Below are 15,643 nucleotides of genomic sequence, written 5' to 3'. Positions count from 1 at the left end.
TACGCACCCACCAGGCACCAGCCAGAAACCTAATGCACCGCCGCGTACATGATCTTCTCCTCCGTCGCCTCCGCCGGCGAAAACTCCTCGACGATGCGGCCCTGGCGGCAGACCAGGATGCGGTCGGACAGGTTCATGATCTCCGGCAGGTAGGACGAGATGACGACGACGGCGAGGCCCTCATCGGCCAGCCGGTTGATGATCTGGTGGATCTCGGCGATCGCGCCGACATCGACGCCGCGCGTCGGCTCGTCGAAGATGACGATGCGCGGCTGCTGCACCAGTCCCTTGCCGATCACCACCTTCTGCTGGTTGCCGCCGGAAAGCTCGACCACGCGCGCATTGTCGTTGATCGCCTTGATGTTCAGCGTCTTCGTCCATTCGGCCGAAAGGGTGCGCATCTCCTGCTGGTTGATCACCCAGGCCTTTTCGCGGCCCGCCGCCAGCAGCCCGCCGAACAGGTTCTCTGCAATGCCCATCGTCTCGAAGATGCCTTCGCTCTTGCGGTCCTCGGTGACGTAGACGATGCCGTCGGCCACCGCCTCGCTCGGCACGAGATAGCGCACCGGCCTGTCGTCCAGCTCGATGGCGCCACCACGCAGGAAATCGCGCTTGTAGATGCCGGAGACGATCTTGAACGTCTCGGTGCGGCCCGAGCCGATCAGCCCGAACACGCCGGTGATCTGGCCCTCGAAGATCGAGAAGGAATTGTTGCGCACGACATTGCTCATTGAGATGTCCTGCACCGACAGCACCTTCTTGCCGGCCTTGCGCAGCTTCGCCTCATCGCGCTGCCGGTAGATCTGCCCCGACAAGGTGCGCCCGACCATGGCGGCGACAATCCTGTCGCGGTCGAAGGCCGATGTGTCGTCGGTGATCACAAGCTCGCCGTCGCGCAGGATGGTGATGCGGTCGGCAATCATCAGCGCTTCTTCCAGCGCGTGGCTGATGAAGACGATGGAAACGCCGCTGGCCTTCAGCCGGCGGATCAACGCGAAGAAGTGGCGCTTTTCTTCCGGCGTCAGTGTCGCGGTCGGCTCGTCGAAGATGATGATCTCGGCATTGTGGTGAACCGCGCGCGCGATCTCGATCATTTGCCGCTTGGCCGCTCCCAGCGTCGCGACCATGGCGTTCGGATCGACCGGAAAATTCAGCGACTGCAGGAACTGCTGTGCTGAAATATACGTGCCGCGCAGTCGGTTGAGGAATTTTTCAGTACCGAGATACAGGTTCTGTGCCACGGTCATCGACGGCACAAGGCTGGTCTCTTGGAACACCATGGCAATGCCTGCCTCGAGGGCGGCATGCGGCGAGGCGTAAGCGATCTCGGCGCCTTTGTGGAACATCTTGCCCGAGGTGGCATCGACCACACCGGCGATGATCTTGGTCAGCGTCGATTTGCCGGCGCCGTTCTCGCCGAGCAGTGCGTGGATCTCGCCCTTGCGCAATTCGAAGCTGACATTCTTCACCGCGGGCACGCCGCGATAAGTCTTGGTGACATTCTCCAGGCGGACGATCGGTTCCATCAAAAACCTCCCGTGTCGACAGCCAGCACGCAATCGCCGCCCCTGGTGGCGATGAACAGCCGGCTGTCTTTTTCCGCCACGCTGCAGATGCCGTGGCGCGTGCTGTTGGCTCGGCTGTGCAGGCTGAACTGCGGCTGCATCTCCCGGTCGAGCCTGACCACCAGCCCGTAGGAGCGGCTCGGCGACCACGGCTTGTGAATGCCCATGGTGCGGATGCCGCCGCATTGCAGCGGTTCGAGGAAGCTGCGGCTGGAAGCCAGCGCCGGCGCGATCCAGTAGGCCGGCGGCACCTGTTCGAGCATGTCCTGCCGGTAATGTGTTTCCTGCAGCACGAATTCGATCAGCCGGTTGCGCGGCGCGAACAAGGTCAGCCACGCCCCGCCATCGGCGGAGGGCGACAGCCGCGCGGGATAGCCGGGCAGATGCGTCAAAACGGTCGAACGGTTGCCTGTCGCGCCGTCGAAACGCACCAGTTGATGGCGCCAGCTTTCACTGAACAGCACATCTTTGCCGATCGGATGAAGACCGTATGGGAACGCGATGTCACCGGCGACTTTGCGGAATGCACCGCTCGCCGCGTCCCGCCTCCACAGCGAACCGGACGCGCCCTTCTTCATCAAGTCGGCGGCCCATTGCGACGGCGCGTGCTCGGCCGAACCGTTGGCCAGCCAAAGCGTGCCATCGTCCGCATAGGCAAGCGCCGTGATGCAGCGCACATCAGCCGGGAGCAAGACTTCCTTGCCGGCAATCAGCAGCTTGCCGCTTTCCAGCCCCACAGTCAGTTCGCCCGATGGTGACAGCGCCAGCGCCGTGACGGGAGATGGAAAGGTCTCGGCCACGACGGGCGCGGCGCCGACAGCAATCGAATAGATGGCGTTGCCGCTGGAGGCGAGCAGCCTGTCGCCGGAGACCAGCAGATTATCCGGCTCGGACAGTTCGGCGAAAGCCGGCGCATCATCGAGCCGCGTGTTGGGCCGAAAGGCGCCGTCGAGCGGCGGGATGGTGACGGCCTTGCCGCGAAAGATATCCAGGATCGGATCGAGGATCATGGTTTTGCCCCCCAATAGGAAGCCGGGCTGGTCCAGTTCGGGTCGGCGCCCGAAATCCTGTAGCGGCCGATGCGGTTGTTGAGGATACCGCCGACGAAGAGATATCCCTTGTGTTCGCGCATCGAGGTGACCATTGGATGCGCACCACCTGTGAGGTCGCCCATGGCCTCGACGATGCCGCCCTTCTCGTTGAATTTGACCACGCCGCCGGTGTTGATGTTGGGGAACAGCCATTCGTCCTGCGGCAGCCGGCGCGTCATGCGCTTGCGCATGTCGGGGTGGCGCAGCGACAGGTCGAAGCTCGGCGTGCGCATGCCGAGCCAGGCCATCCAGTAATTGCCGTCGGACGCGCGGTTGATGTTGTCGGGGTAGCCCGGCATGTCGCGGATGACGCATTCGGCGGTGCCGGCTTTCGGCCCTTCCAACCAGTAGCGATGCACCCGGCAGGCCCAGCTTTCGGCGAAGAACAGCGACTTGCCGTCATGCGCTATGCAGACACCATTGGTGTAGCGATAGCCATCGAGCAGCGTCTTCGTCGAACCGTCCTTCGGGTCATAGACCAGCAGGCGGCCGGTGGCGCGGTTCTCGATCGAGTCCAGCGCCCAATCATGCGCATCGTAGCGCTTCGTGGAGTCCGTAAAATAGATGCGGCCATCGGGAGCGATGTCGCAATCATTGGGGTCTCGCAGCCGCGCATCGTCAATGATCGAAGTCCAGGAGCGCGACGTCTCGGCCGACAGCCGTTTCACCTCGCGATCCGGGGATACGGAATAGAGTCCCATGGCGCCGACGCAGCTGATCAGATTGCCTGATCTGTCGAAGGCGAGCCCCAGCGGAAAGCCGCCAATATGGGCAAACACTTCCGCCTTGACGTAGTCCGGCGCGAAGAAACGAACGATCTCGCCATGCCGCGTGCCGCAATAGAGGTGGTCGTCGCGGTCGAGGATGACGTCCTCCGGTCCCTCCAGTTCACCAAGCCCGATATGGTCGGCTGCCGACAACCTGTTGTCGAGTTCGTAGGGCGTGCCGGAGCCGGGTGCGGCCGACTGTGTCGCGCCCATCTTGAGATAGACCGGTGCGACATAGACCTCGTTCAGCACCTTGTGGCGGTTCTTCAGCCAGCGGATGTCGATGGTCACCGCCACGGCCAGCATGATGCCGAGGACCATCTGGTTGGTGCCGGTGCCGTAGCCAAGCCGGATCAGCCCGTTGGTCATGGTCAGCACGATGATGGCACCCATCAGGCCCTTGATCACCGAACCGCGCCCGCCGCCAAGGCTGACGCCGCCGACCACCGCCGCCGTCAGCGCCATGATCTCGAGGTTTAGGCCGGTTCCGGGCCCCGCCCCGCTCAAGCGGCAGGCGATGAGAAAGCCGCCGATCGAGGCGCAGAAGCCGGAGAAGACATAGGTCATGAACACGGTGCGCCGCACGCGAATGCCGGCATTGTGGGCCGAGCGCCTGGAGCCGCCGACCGCCACCACATGCCAGCCGGGCCGCGAGCGCGTCAGCGCGATGTGGGTGACGATGGCCAGGATTATGGCCAGCCACACCGAGACGGAGAGCCCCCAGAAGGTGCTGTCGCCGATGAAATCGAGCACATCCGATGTGGCGGTCGAAAGCTGCACGTCGGCGGCGTAGGTGGTGACGAGGATGTCGAACAGCGCCCGCCCGAAGATGAAGGTGACCAGCGTGGTGAGGAAGGCGCGCAGCCGCAGATACCCGACTAGATAGCCGTTGATGGCGCCGAACACGAGGCCGGTGGCGATCGACGCGGCCAGCGCCAGCCAGATCGACTGTTCGAGGATGAAGAAGACATAGACGGCGGAAAAGCAGGACAGCGCGAAGATCGAACCGACCGACAGGTCGATGCCGCCGCCCAGCATCACCACCGTCATGCCGGTGACGACCATCGAGAACTCGCCGAGCTGGCGGGTCGATTCCTGCAGCGAGGTCAGCTTGAAGAAGCCTGGAATGACCGAGCCGAAGGTCGCCAATGTCACCACCAGCGCCAGGAACGGAATGGCGTTATCGGTCCAGCGTTTGGTCAGGATCTCACCGACGAGATGGTCGGGCACGAGATTGTAGCGCCAGGACTGGAGGCGTTCGCGAAAGGACATCAGGTCACTGCTGCCGCGAGAGAAAAGGAAAAAGAGGTGGCCGGCAGTCCGGCCACCTCGTTGATATCGATTGGCGAGGATCGGCTTACTTCGCCGCTGCTTCTGCCTGCAGCGCCTTCAGGTCCCAGCAGCTGTCTGGCTTGAGGTCAGCCTTGGTCGTCGCCTTCTCCAGCGTATAGATGTAGGTGTGCGAGGTGCCGGCCGGCTGGCCGCTCTGCAGCAGGAACTTGATGATCGCATTCATGTCGCCCGACTGGCGAGCCAGCTCGGTCATCACCACCGCGCCATAGGTGCCGTCCTGCAGCTTGTCGCAGTCAGCCGCCTTCTCGCCGCCGCCGGTGGTGACCAAAAACACCTTGCCGTCGAGCTTGGCGTCGCGGATCGCGGCGGACGCGCCGGTGGCGTCACCATCCCAGAAATCGATGATCGAGCAGATGTCCGGGTTCTGCTGCAGCATCGTCGTCGTCACGTTGCGCGAGGTCGTCGCGTCCCAGTTGGAATCGGGCTTGGCCACCACCTTGAAGTCGGGATGCTTGTCCAGCACCTTCATGATGCCGGCATACTGGTAGAGGCTCGACGAGTTCGCCTGGTCGCCCTGCACCAGTCCGATCTTCTTCGACGAGTTCTCGCCGCAGCCCTTGATCGCCGCTTCAGCCTCAAGCTGGCCAAGCCGGTCCCAGTCGCTGCCGACAAAGGCATCGGCCGGGAAGTTGGCGGGATTGTCGACCAAGAGCACATAGGTGCCGGCGGCCTGCGCCTTCTTCATCAGCTTGGAATAGGAGTTGAGATCCGGCGCATGGATGATCAGCACATCAGGCCTTGTGTCCGAGGAGATGGCGTCGGTGATCGCCTGCGCGCCGGCATCGACGACCCAGTTCGGATCGCGCGTTTCGAAAGTGCCGCCCCACGCCTCGACTTCCTTCTTCAGGTAATGGGCCCAGCCCTGCGCCAGGTCGAAGCCCATCGCCAGCGGCACCAGCATCACGCGCTTGCCCTTGAGCGCCTGCGCGTAGGCGGCCGGGCCCGGATCGTCGGCGGCGAAGGTTGGCGCCACGAAGGCGGTAACGGCAAGCGCCGTGGCGGCGGCCATGAGTGTTCTGATCAGTTTCATGTCACATCCTCTGTTTTGCTGTTGTTGTTCACGGCCGGCCCCTACCGTCCGCGTCTGGTCTAGATATCGCCCTGCTGGGCGGTCTGCTCGTCACGTGGATTGATGATGCCGTCGACGATGATCGCCCCCAGCAGGATCGCCGCCTTGATCAGGTTCTGGTAGAGCAACGGAATGTCGATGATGGTCATGGCGTTGAGCAGGATGCCGATCAGCGCCGCCCCCACCAGCACGTTGCGCACCCCGCCGCGCCCGCCGGACAGGCCGATGCCGCCGATCACCGCCACCAGCACGATGTCGTAGAGCAGCGTCGAATTGACGACACGGGTGTTGATCGAATGCAGGCTGGCCGCCGTTAGCAGGCCGGCGATCAGAGCGACGGAGGCGGAGAGCACATAGCGCAGCACCAGCATCGGCCGCACCGGGATGCCGATGTTGCGCGCAGCGGTCGGATTGTCACCGGCGAAATAGATGTAGCGGCCCCATTTGGTGTAGCGCAGGAACAGGAAGAACAGGAAGGCCAGGCCGGCGAAGACGAACACCTCGATGGGAATGTCGAGGAAGCGCAGGCCGCCGAGCAACTCGACCCAATGCCCTTGCGGCACCGGCACGGCGTCCTGTGTAATCAGTTGCGAGCGCACATAGCCGAAGACGAAGGAGCCGGTCGCCAGCGTCACGAAAATCGCCGGCACGTCGGCATAGGCGACGAGAAAGCCGTTGAGCAGACCGATGGCCAACACGCCGGCCAGCACATAGGCAAAGGCCAGCTCATCCGAGGTCCCGGTGTTGAGCAGCTGCAGGTACCAGGCGACCGACATCGCCATGATCGCAACGGCGGAGAGGTCGATGCCGCGGCCGATGATGACGACGGCCATGCCAAGCGCCAGGATGCCCAGCACCGACACCGAACGGACGATGGCGACGAGATTGTTGGGATCGATGAAGCCCGGCAGGCCTATTGCCGCAGCAACGAACAGCACCACCGCGATGGCAAAGACAATGCCTTCCTGATTCAGGCTCCTGAAATTCGGCCAGCCTATCGAGTTCATGTCTGCTTTCGCCCCGATGGCAGCGCTGCCATCCCGAAGAACAAAAGCTAATCGGCTCAGCGCCGGTTCGTCAAATGAATCCGCGCTCGAAAGCCTCGTCCACGGCGATATTCATCGAGTGGACGCATCGATTGCCAAAACTGGCGCAATGCCCGGAAACTCCTGCATTTTTGACAATTGATTGCGTCGTTGCGGCGGCTCGCGAAAGCTCCGCCTCAAGGCGAAGGGACAACGCGGAATTTATCTCCGCATCAGGCGGAAAAATTCGATTTCAATTCCCCGGCGCGTGGCCGGAAACCTCGGCGCCCGCACCCGGCGGCAGCGCGAGGAAACGGAATGACGTCACCAGCCCGACGGCGCCGATCACCAGGAACGCGATTCGAAAATCGACGAGGTCGAGCGCCGTCCGGCCCCTGGCGATCTGCGACAGGTTGAGGATCGCCGCCGCCACCGCGACGCCGAACAGCATCGCCACCTGCTGCAGCATGCTGGACAAGGTCGCCGCAGAACTGCGCTGGGATGCCGCGACATCGGCGAAGGCCAGCGTGTTGAGCGCGGTGAACTGCATCGAGCGCGACAGGCCGGCGACCAGCATCAACACGATCACCATCGCTTGCGGCGTCTGCGGCGAGATCGCCGCGCAAGCCATGATCGATGCGGAGGCGATCAGTCCATTGATGACCAGAACCCGGCGAAAGCCGAAGCGCCGCAACGTCGGCGTCGTCACCGTTTTCATGCCGAGATTACCAAGGAAATAGGCAAGGATCATCATGCCGGCGTCGATCGGGCTGAGCCCGAAGCCGACCTGGAACAGCAGCGGCAACAGGAACGGCGTGGCGTTGATCGCCACCCGGAAGTTGGTGCCAGCCGACAGCGTCGAGATGGCGAAGGTCAGCACCTTGAACGACGAGAGGTCGAGCAGTGGATGCCGGGCGCGCAAGAGGTGGCGTACCGCCAGCCAGCCAATGACGACGCCGGCGGCGATCAGCAGCACCGTCGGCAGGACGCCATCCTCTGGATGCGCGATACGTTCGAGACCGTAGAGCATCGAGGCGAGCCCCGCCGACGTCAGCACGAAGCCGGGCCAGTCGAGAGGTTTGGGATCGGCTTCGCGGTCATCCGGAATGAAGCGGGCGACCAGCGCCAGCCCAACCGCCCCGAGCGGGATGTTGATGAAGAAATTCCAGTGCCAGGACAGCGCGGTGGTGATGAAGCCGCCAAGCACCGGTCCGACCACGGGCGCGAACAACGCCGGCCATGTGATCAGCGCCGTGGCGTTGAGCAGTTCCGACTTCGAGGCGTTGCGCAGCACCAGGATACGGCCGACCGGCGTCATCAGTGCGCTGCCCAGGCCCTGCACGGCGCGGGCAGCGACGAACTCGGTCAGGTTCTGCGAGAAGCCGCAGGCGAGCGAGGCCAGCGTGAACAGCGCGATCGCCACGAGGAAGATGTTGCGCGCGCCGAAACGGTCGGCGAGCCAGCCCGACAGCGGCACGAACACCGCCATGGTCAGCATGTAGACGGTTATGCCGATGCTCATCGCCACCGCCGGCACGCCGAACGAGGCGCCCATCTGCGGCAGCGAGGTCGAGATGATCGTCGAATCCAGCAGCTGCATGAAGAAGGCGATGGCGACGATCAGCGCCACGCGCCGCGCATTCGTGGCCGTTTCGGGTAAGGCTTCGGTCTCGGGAATGGCAGTCATGACGGAACCGGTTTGAACAGCATTTAGCCGGCTGCGTCCAGAGATGGCGCAACAAACTTTCGTGTCGCGCCGCGGGCTGCTATGGGATGAGCGGGGCGACCGAGGAAAGTGTGCACGCAAAATGAAGCCCATCTATATCGACTACCTCAATGCCCTCGACATCGATGCGCTTGCCATGACCGATGGTGAAATCATTGCCGCCGTCGAGGCTGGCCTGGTCGCGCAAGGCAAGGGCCAGACGGTGATCGAGCCACGCGTCCATCTCGAGCCCGACCCGTCCTTCCATGGTCATTTCAATGTCTTGCGCGGCTACGTCGCCCCGCTCGACACGGCCGGCGTCAAGATCGTCGGCGACTATGTCGACAACTACCTGCATGGGCTGCCTTCGGAGTTCGGCATCCTCAATCTGTTCGATCCGCGCACCGGCACGCCGCGCGCCATCCTCGACGCCACCGTCATCACCGACATGCGCACCGGCGCAGTCACCGCCATCGGCGCCAAACATCTGGCGCGCAAGAATTCGAAGGTGCTGGCCCATATCGGCGCCCGCGGCACCGCCTACTGGAACGTCCGCCTGCTCGACCATCTCTTTGATTTCGACGAGATCCGCGTCCATTCGCGCCGCCCGGAAAGCCGCGACGGTTTTGCCGCCAAGCTCTCCGCCGACCTTGGCAAGACAGTGACCGCGGTGGCCGACTGGAAGAGTTGTGTCGAGGGCGCCGACATCGTTGTCGAGGCCTCGCGGCTGCCGGAACCACAACCATTGCTGAAGACCGAATGGATCAAGCCCGGCGCGCTGGTCGTGCCCTATGGCACGATGAGCGCGGTGGAACTGTCGCTGACCGACATCATGCAGAAGATGGTCGTCGACGATTGGGGCCAGTGCAAGGGCGGCAAATTCGGCTCGCTGCGTGCCCATGTCGAGACCGGACGGCTGAGTGAGAAGACGCTGCATGCCGAACTCGGCCAGATCGCCGCCGGGATCAAGATCGGGCGAGAGAATGACGGCGAGACGATCCTGTTCTGGCATCGCGGCCTGTCGCTGTCCGACATCGCGCTCGGCAAGGCGATGTTGGCGAAGGCGCAGGCGCAAGGCATCGGCCAGAGGCTGCGCTTCGCATGAGCGCGCTCGTCCTGACCGGAGCCAGGGTCGGTGTTGGCGATGTCGTCGCCGTCGCGCGCGCGGCACGCAAGGTGGAGATCGCGCCCGAAATCATCGGCAGATTGGCGAAGGCGCGAAAAGTGCTCGACCAGGCTGCCGCGTCCGGCCAGCAGATCTATGGCCTGAACACCGGGCTTGGCGCCAATCTCGGCACTGCGGTGGAGGGCGATGCCAGGGCCTTCCAGCGCCAGTTGCTGGAGGGACGCAGCGGCGCCGTCGGCGAAGCGCTGCCGGTCGAGGCCGTGCGGGCAACCATGTTTGCCCGGGTAGCGATGCTCTCCGTCGGCGGCTCCGGCCTTTCTCCTGCCGTGTTTGTCGCCCTGGTCGACGCGCTCAATGCCGGCGTTCATCCGGTGATGCCGTCGCTTGGCTCGGTCGGCGCCGGCGACCTGGTGCTGATGACGTCCCTTGCGCGCCTGCTGATCGGCGAAGGCGAAGCCGAATATCAGGGCCGGCGCATGCCGGCCGCCAAGGCGCTGATGATGGCCCGCCTCGCCCCGGTCACCCTGGCGCCCAAGGACGGGCTGTCACTGATCAATGCTTCCTCGGTGTCCGCCGGCAGCGGCGCACTGGCGGTGACGGATGCGCTATCCGCCCTTGCCCAGCAGCAGCAGGCCGGCGCGCTGACCATGGAAGGCATCGGCGCCAACCGCACCATCCTCGATCCGCGGCTGCATATGGCGCGTCCGGCGGCCGGCCAGCAGGAGGCCGCCAAGGTCCTTCACGATCTGCTCGCCCGCGACGAGGCGCCGGCGCCGACCACCTTGCAGGACCCGCTGTCGATCCGCTGCATGCCGTCGATCCATGGCGCGTTGATCGAGGCGATCGGTCAGGCGAGACAAGCCGTCGAGATCGAGCTCAATGCCGCCGCCGACAACCCATTGGTGCTAAGCGACGACGAGCTGGTGCTGTCGACCGGCAATTTCCACACCGCCGCGCTGTCGCTCGCCTTCGAGACGCTCGGCCCGGCGATCGCTCAATGCGCCGCCGCAAGTGCCGCGCGCTTCATCCAGCTCACCGGGTCGGGCCGCAACGGCCTGCCGAAATATCTGTCGCCGGTCGGTGGCGCCTCGGCCGGCTTCGTGCCGTTGCAGAAGACGGTGACATCGGTCCTCGCCGCCATCCGCCACAAGGCCAATCCGATGATGCTCGATTTCTTGGCCGTATCGGAAGGCGTCGAGGACCACGCCGCGCAGACGCCGCTGGCGGTTGCCAAATGTGCCGCGATGATCGCGCTGTGGCGGCGGCTGATCGCCTTCGAGCTGATGGCGGCCGCGCAGGCAGTCGACCTGCGCGACGGGTTCGCGTTAGCGCCCCGCACCACCACGGTTCACACGGCAACACGCGCGCTCGTCCCTGCCCTGAAAGAGGACCGGCCGCTCGGCATCGACGCCGAGGCGCTCTACGCAGCGCTGGCCAATGGCAGCTGGCAGGGGTAACGGCGGCCAGCCGAATGATCTCAGAACACGATGGTCTTGTGGCCGTTGAGCATCACGCGTGCCTCGAGATGCAGCTTGACGGCGCGCGCCAGCACACGGCTCTCGATGTCGCGTCCGACCGCGACGAAGTCCTCGGCGCTCATCGCATGGGTGACGCGTTCGGTCTCCTGCTCGATGATCGGGCCCTCGTCGAGGTCGGAGGTGACATAATGCGCTGTCGCGCCGATCAGCTTGACGCCGCGGTCGAAGGCCTGGTGGTACGGCTTGGCGCCCTTGAAGCTCGGCAGGAAGGAATGGTGGATGTTGATCGCCCGTCCGAACAGCCGGTCCGACAGGCCTTTTGAAAAGACCTGCATGTAGCGCGCCAGGATCACCAGCTCGGCCCCCGTCCGTTGCACCAGGTCCAGCAGCTTCTGTTCCTGTTCGGCCTTGTTTTCCTTGGTGGTCGGCCAATGGTGGTAGGTGATGCCCTCCAGCTCGGCGAAGCGGCGGGCATCCTCGTGGTTGGAGACGACGGCGGCAACCTCCGCGTTCAGCCAGCCGACTCTGATCTGGTACAGCAGGTGGAGAAGCGCGTGGTCGAATTTCGAGACCATGACGATGATCTTCGGGCGGCGCGCCTGGTCGACCAGCGCGGTCTTCATGCCGAAGCGGTCAACGCTTGATTTCAGGGCCCGCTCCAGACTGTCCCTGCTCGAGCCCGGCGGGCTGGTGAAGGCGATCCGCATGAAAAAGCGGTTCGTCTGCCGGTCCCAGAACTGGCTGCTTTCGGCGATGTTGGCGCCGTTGGCGGCAAGCTCCGCCGTCACCGCGGCGACGATCCCCGGCCGGTCCTCGCAGGACAGGGTCAGAGTATATACCGGCGCTGCCTCGGCCGTCGCATCATTGCCTTGAGATTTCACGCCCCGTCGACCCTCTTCATGAACAGGCTGAGCTCAGCCGGATCCATATGCACCACATGCTTGTCTTCGGGATAGGCCAGACTGTTGACGTCGGCGACATATTCGGAAAAAGCGGCGATCCGTTCCGCTTGCAGGCGGTCGTATTCGGCCGCGAAATTGCGGTAGACCTTGGAATGGCGGGGCATGTGGCCGCGATTCTGGCCGAGGATATCGTCGGCGAACAGATATTGCGCGTCGCAGCCGGTGCCCGCCCCCATCGACAGCATGATCAGCGAGGTGCGCTCCGAGATCGCTTTCGCCACCTCCACCGGCACCACTTCGATCTCGGCGCCGATGGCGCCGGCGGCCTCCAGTTGCTTGACCGCCTCGAAGACCTGCATCGCGGTGTCGGCGGTCTTGCCGACCGCCTTGAAGCCACCGGTCCATGTGGCGCGCGACGGGATCAGCCCGACATGACCGATGACGGGAATCGCGTCGTCCGCCATTCGCTTGATGGTGGCATAGCCGGCGCTGCAATAGACGGCGTCGGCGCTGGCCTTGTAGAGCCGAAAGGCCCAGCGCACGAAGTCGTCGGCGGTGCCGATCTCGAAAAAGTTCTCGCCCGGCATGGTGAACAGGCTGGGTGCCGCATCGCGGTACTCAGGGTTGAGCACCAGTTCGGGCGGCACCGAGACGATGTCGATCCCTGCCCGCTCGGCGGCCTCGGCCTCATCCATCGTCAGCACGCGCAGCATGGTCAGCTGGCGTTTGCCCTTCATGGCGCGCAGGTCCGCCACCGTCGGTCTCTTTCGGCTCATCGGCATGGTTCCTCTTGTTGCTTGGGGTACGGCCGCAGGTGTTGCTCTAGATCTCGACCATGACCTTGCCAGCTTCGATCTTCACTGGATAGGTTTTGAGGTTGACGCAGACCGGCGCGCCCTTGGCGGCACCCGTCTTGTAGTTGAAGCGGCCATTGTGCTTGGGGCATTCGATGATGTCGTCCATCACCAGACCTTCGGCCAGATGCGCCTTCTCATGCGTGCAGTATCCGTCGGTGGCGAAGAACTCGTCATCCGGGCTGCGATAGATGGCGAAGGTTCGTCCGCCATGGTCGAAGCGGATGACGTCCTCTTCGTCGACGTCGCTCACGGCGCACGCTTCTACCCAGTCGGCCATTTGCGTCTCCTCGTGGTCCAGCCTGTGCGGCCCTTCATACTATTCGGCGGCCGCCGACATATCGACCTTGTGGAATTCGCCACGATAGGGCCTGGCCGTCGGCGGCAATTCGCGCTTGAGGTAAAAGTCCTCGTATTTCAGCTGCCTGAGCAGGACCGGCCAGACCTCTCGATAGGCATGCCACATCGACGGGTTGGGCTGCGGCAGATCGTGCTTGATCAGTTCGTGCAACCTGGGCAGCGCGTGATACGGCACCATCGGAAACATGTGGTGCTCCACATGATAGTTCATGTTCCAGTAGATGAACCGGCTGATCGGGTTCATGTAGACGGTGCGCGTGTTGAGCCGGTGGTCGACGACATTGTCGGCGAGCCCGATATGCTGCAGCAGGCCGGTCGTCACCATGTGCCAGGTGCCGTAAAGGCGTGGCAGGCCAATCAGCACCAGCGGCAGCCACGAGCGCGTGTAGAGCGCCAGCGCAATCGTCGCGATGTAGATGGCGATGTGCCAACGGGCCGCGACAACCGCCTTGCCCTGCTCCATCTCGGGAATATAGCTCTTCTCGTCGTCCGACAGTCTGCCGAACGCCTGGCGCACCAAGATCGGCAGTGAATAGCGGAAATCGAGGATGCCGGTGAAGGCCAGTGCCGCCTTCAGGAGGTCTGGCGGACGCATGACGGCGATCTCGGCGTCGCGGCCGACGATGATCGTATCGGTATGGTGGCGGGCATGGCTCCAGCGCCATTGCACGGGATTGCGCATCAGCATGAAGCTGGCGATCTGGTAGACCACGTCGTTCATCCATCGTGTGCGGAAAGCGGTACCGTGGCTGCATTCGTGCCAGCGCGAGTCGCTCGAGGAGCCGTAGAGCACGCCGTAGACGAAGAGGAACGGCACGACCCACCACGTGCCCCAGAACCAGACGATACCGGCGGCGGAAGCCAATATGGCGACGATCCAGATCAGCGTGTCGCGGATCGCCGGGCCGTCGGAACGCTGCATCAGCTCCTTCATCGCCTTGCGCGGGACATCGGTGTGATACCATTCCGCCGAGGCCAGCCCGGTTTCGATCGCGATCCGCGTGCTTTCCCCAACCAGGCTGTAGTCGCGCTTCGTCATCATGGCCTCCGGATAGTAAATCGGGCAGGCTGATCCACAACCTGCCATTTGCCGCGGCATGGGCTCGTCATCGACATCACGGCCTGCTCCTCAAGGTCGGAAAATTGCCCGACGGCGCAGGGTAATCCTCTTGCGGCTGCATCGCGATCGCCGCGATCCGCCGTTCGCTGGCGGCGATTTCGCTGGCGCCGTCGAGAACGCGGAACACCGCATCATAGGAGCGGCCTTCGCCATGCTCCAGCCAGATCATCTCGTCGCGTTCGCGCGCGGCGAGATTGCCCAGCACATGGTGCGTCGAAGGTTCGATGCCCAACGCATACTGCCCCGCCTGGAAATTCTGCCATTGATAGGCGCAAGGCAGTTGGTCCTTGCGCGTCACCACTTCGAAGCCAAGGCCGATGCGATCGTTGACCAGCGCGACCGGCACCTCGCCATTGCCATCGGCCGTCATCTCATGCTGCCAGACCTGTTCGCTGAAACCCAGCTGCGGCGCCGGCACGGTGCGGTAACCGACCTTTTGCGCCCGGTAACACTCGCCATCATGGCCGGCCCAGACAACGTCCCGGATCGGCGCCAGATAGCGCGAACCCTCGTCAAGCAGGGGATGGCTGACATTGACGTGGTAGAAATACATATGCGGCGTGCGGCTGAAGCCGTGATTGACGACACGGTCGAAGAGCCGGATCTCGTTGCCGCCGACATCGGCCTCGATACGGCGGATGAGATGCAGGTCTTCGCCGAACACGGCCGACTGCTGAACGATGCCTTCGGCCCACAGCACGCAGCGGTCGCCGTCCCAGGTCTCGCCATAGCCCGTCAGCCGTGCGGGAATGGTGCCAACGCGGCCATGCAGGGAATGAACCACGGTCTTCCTGCCAGGGTAGTTGTAGCTGTCGGCCGGCACTTCTTCCCGGCCCAGTATGTGGTCGAGGCCGCAGGTGACAAGCAGGCCGGAAAAGGAGCGCGCCCAGGCCAGCCCCCCTTCCCCTTCATAGTCGTGCAGGCCCGGATGACGAAAGCCGCTCGGCGAATGCCAGCCGATCGCCTGGCCCTTGAAATCGCAATCGGCGATGTCGAGCGCACGGTCGGCCAGCGCGGTGAAGCGCAGGCCCGAACCGGTGCGGAACTCCAGCATCCGGATGCCGCGCTCCACCCCGTCGCCGAGTGTCATCAGCCGCACGCCGGCGAATTGCGACAGCATGCCGGAGCGTTCCCGGACCTGCCGGCGCGAAAGCGTCTTGCCGTAGAGCTCTACCATGTGACGGCCGCTTCATTCACTGCACTGTCGTCCCTTCAGCCGGCGCCGCAA

At 64.0% G+C, this 15,643-nt stretch carries 13 protein-coding genes; 2 read left to right on the top strand and 11 right to left on the bottom strand.

The genetic code is table 11. The annotated features are described in order from the left end of the window. Window positions 1-29 precede the first annotated feature (29 nt). The 6 genes from AC56QQ_RS13890 to AC56QQ_RS13865 form a co-directional block, all read right to left on the bottom strand. Window positions 30-1,526, bottom strand: a complete 1,497-nt coding sequence (locus AC56QQ_RS13890) for a sugar ABC transporter ATP-binding protein (protein WP_497127953.1) — start codon at window positions 1,524-1,526, stop codon at window positions 30-32. Then, window positions 1,526-2,575, bottom strand: coding sequence for an SMP-30/gluconolactonase/LRE family protein (locus AC56QQ_RS13885; RefSeq protein ID WP_497127951.1), 1,050 nt, complete (start codon window positions 2,573-2,575; stop codon window positions 1,526-1,528). Before AC56QQ_RS13885 ends, AC56QQ_RS13890 begins: the two co-directional genes overlap by 1 nt. Further along, entirely contained in the window at window positions 2,572-4,695 is a 2,124-nt protein-coding gene (locus tag AC56QQ_RS13880; RefSeq protein ID WP_497127949.1) for an ABC transporter permease, read from the bottom strand. Before AC56QQ_RS13880 ends, AC56QQ_RS13885 begins: the two co-directional genes overlap by 4 nt. A gap of 85 nt (window positions 4,696-4,780) precedes the next feature. After that, window positions 4,781-5,806, bottom strand: a complete 1,026-nt coding sequence (locus tag AC56QQ_RS13875; protein WP_489862198.1) for a sugar ABC transporter substrate-binding protein — start codon at window positions 5,804-5,806, stop codon at window positions 4,781-4,783. A gap of 59 nt (window positions 5,807-5,865) precedes the next feature. Beyond that, window positions 5,866-6,852, bottom strand: coding sequence for an ABC transporter permease (locus AC56QQ_RS13870; RefSeq protein ID WP_497127947.1), 987 nt, complete (start codon window positions 6,850-6,852; stop codon window positions 5,866-5,868). Window positions 6,853-7,123: 271 nt separating this feature from the next. Then, window positions 7,124-8,557, bottom strand: coding sequence for a DHA2 family efflux MFS transporter permease subunit (locus tag AC56QQ_RS13865; RefSeq protein WP_497127945.1), 1,434 nt, complete (start codon window positions 8,555-8,557; stop codon window positions 7,124-7,126). A 121-nt stretch (window positions 8,558-8,678) separates the two neighbouring features. Between AC56QQ_RS13865 and AC56QQ_RS13860 the strand changes: the two genes are divergently transcribed. Then, the gene (locus AC56QQ_RS13860) at window positions 8,679-9,680 is read left to right on the top strand and encodes an ornithine cyclodeaminase family protein (RefSeq protein ID WP_497127943.1); all 1,002 of its coding nucleotides are present in this window, start codon (window positions 8,679-8,681) and stop codon (window positions 9,678-9,680) included. Next, entirely contained in the window at window positions 9,677-11,158 is a 1,482-nt protein-coding gene (locus AC56QQ_RS13855; protein WP_497127941.1) for an HAL/PAL/TAL family ammonia-lyase, read from the top strand. The genes AC56QQ_RS13860 and AC56QQ_RS13855 overlap by 4 nt, the downstream gene beginning before the upstream one ends. A gap of 20 nt (window positions 11,159-11,178) precedes the next feature. Here AC56QQ_RS13855 and purU read toward each other — a convergent pair whose 3' ends face one another. The 5 genes from purU to AC56QQ_RS13830 form a co-directional block, all read right to left on the bottom strand. Beyond that, window positions 11,179-12,060 carry a formyltetrahydrofolate deformylase gene (gene purU, locus AC56QQ_RS13850; protein ID WP_497127939.1) on the bottom strand — a complete coding sequence of 294 codons (882 nt, stop codon included), beginning with the start codon at window positions 12,058-12,060 and terminating at the stop codon, window positions 11,179-11,181. Beyond that, complete coding sequence (locus tag AC56QQ_RS13845; protein WP_497127937.1) at window positions 12,057-12,857, bottom strand: 3-methyl-2-oxobutanoate hydroxymethyltransferase; 801 nt, start codon at window positions 12,855-12,857, stop codon at window positions 12,057-12,059. The genes purU and AC56QQ_RS13845 overlap by 4 nt, the downstream gene beginning before the upstream one ends. Before the next feature lie 46 nt (window positions 12,858-12,903). Beyond that, entirely contained in the window at window positions 12,904-13,215 is a 312-nt protein-coding gene (locus tag AC56QQ_RS13840) for a MocE family 2Fe-2S type ferredoxin (RefSeq protein ID WP_497127935.1), read from the bottom strand. Window positions 13,216-13,254: 39 nt separating this feature from the next. Further along, window positions 13,255-14,337: a fatty acid desaturase family protein gene (locus AC56QQ_RS13835; RefSeq protein ID WP_497127933.1), complete on the bottom strand. Its 1,083-nt coding sequence runs from the start codon at window positions 14,335-14,337 to the stop codon at window positions 13,255-13,257. 73 nt (window positions 14,338-14,410) lie between these two features. Next, complete coding sequence (locus tag AC56QQ_RS13830) at window positions 14,411-15,592, bottom strand: aldose 1-epimerase family protein (protein WP_497127931.1); 1,182 nt, start codon at window positions 15,590-15,592, stop codon at window positions 14,411-14,413. Window positions 15,593-15,643: the final 51 nt, after the last annotated feature.

Source organism: Mesorhizobium sp. RCAM 05099 (genome assembly GCF_059683685.1).
Note: the sequence above shows the minus strand (reverse complement) of the source record. Positions and strands in the feature narration are given on the sequence as shown.

What these genes read in the sequence shown, in the direction of transcription:
- AC56QQ_RS13890 (WP_497127953.1), bottom strand. Translation starts at nt 1,526, where the DNA reads ATGGAACCGATCGTCCGCCTGGAGAATGTCACCAAGACTTATCGCGGC.
- AC56QQ_RS13885 (WP_497127951.1), bottom strand. Translation starts at nt 2,575, where the DNA reads ATGATCCTCGATCCGATCCTGGATATCTTTCGCGGCAAGGCCGTCACC.
- AC56QQ_RS13880 (WP_497127949.1), bottom strand. Translation starts at nt 4,695, where the DNA reads ATGTCCTTTCGCGAACGCCTCCAGTCCTGGCGCTACAATCTCGTGCCC.
- AC56QQ_RS13875 (WP_489862198.1), bottom strand. Translation starts at nt 5,806, where the DNA reads ATGAAACTGATCAGAACACTCATGGCCGCCGCCACGGCGCTTGCCGTT.
- AC56QQ_RS13870 (WP_497127947.1), bottom strand. Translation starts at nt 6,852, where the DNA reads ATGAACTCGATAGGCTGGCCGAATTTCAGGAGCCTGAATCAGGAAGGC.
- AC56QQ_RS13865 (WP_497127945.1), bottom strand. Translation starts at nt 8,557, where the DNA reads ATGACTGCCATTCCCGAGACCGAAGCCTTACCCGAAACGGCCACGAAT.
- AC56QQ_RS13860 (WP_497127943.1), top strand. Translation starts at nt 8,679, where the DNA reads ATGAAGCCCATCTATATCGACTACCTCAATGCCCTCGACATCGATGCG.
- AC56QQ_RS13855 (WP_497127941.1), top strand. Translation starts at nt 9,677, where the DNA reads ATGAGCGCGCTCGTCCTGACCGGAGCCAGGGTCGGTGTTGGCGATGTC.
- AC56QQ_RS13845 (WP_497127937.1), bottom strand. Translation starts at nt 12,857, where the DNA reads ATGAGCCGAAAGAGACCGACGGTGGCGGACCTGCGCGCCATGAAGGGC.
- AC56QQ_RS13840 (WP_497127935.1), bottom strand. Translation starts at nt 13,215, where the DNA reads ATGGCCGACTGGGTAGAAGCGTGCGCCGTGAGCGACGTCGACGAAGAG.
- AC56QQ_RS13835 (WP_497127933.1), bottom strand. Translation starts at nt 14,337, where the DNA reads ATGATGACGAAGCGCGACTACAGCCTGGTTGGGGAAAGCACGCGGATC.
- AC56QQ_RS13830 (WP_497127931.1), bottom strand. Translation starts at nt 15,592, where the DNA reads ATGGTAGAGCTCTACGGCAAGACGCTTTCGCGCCGGCAGGTCCGGGAA.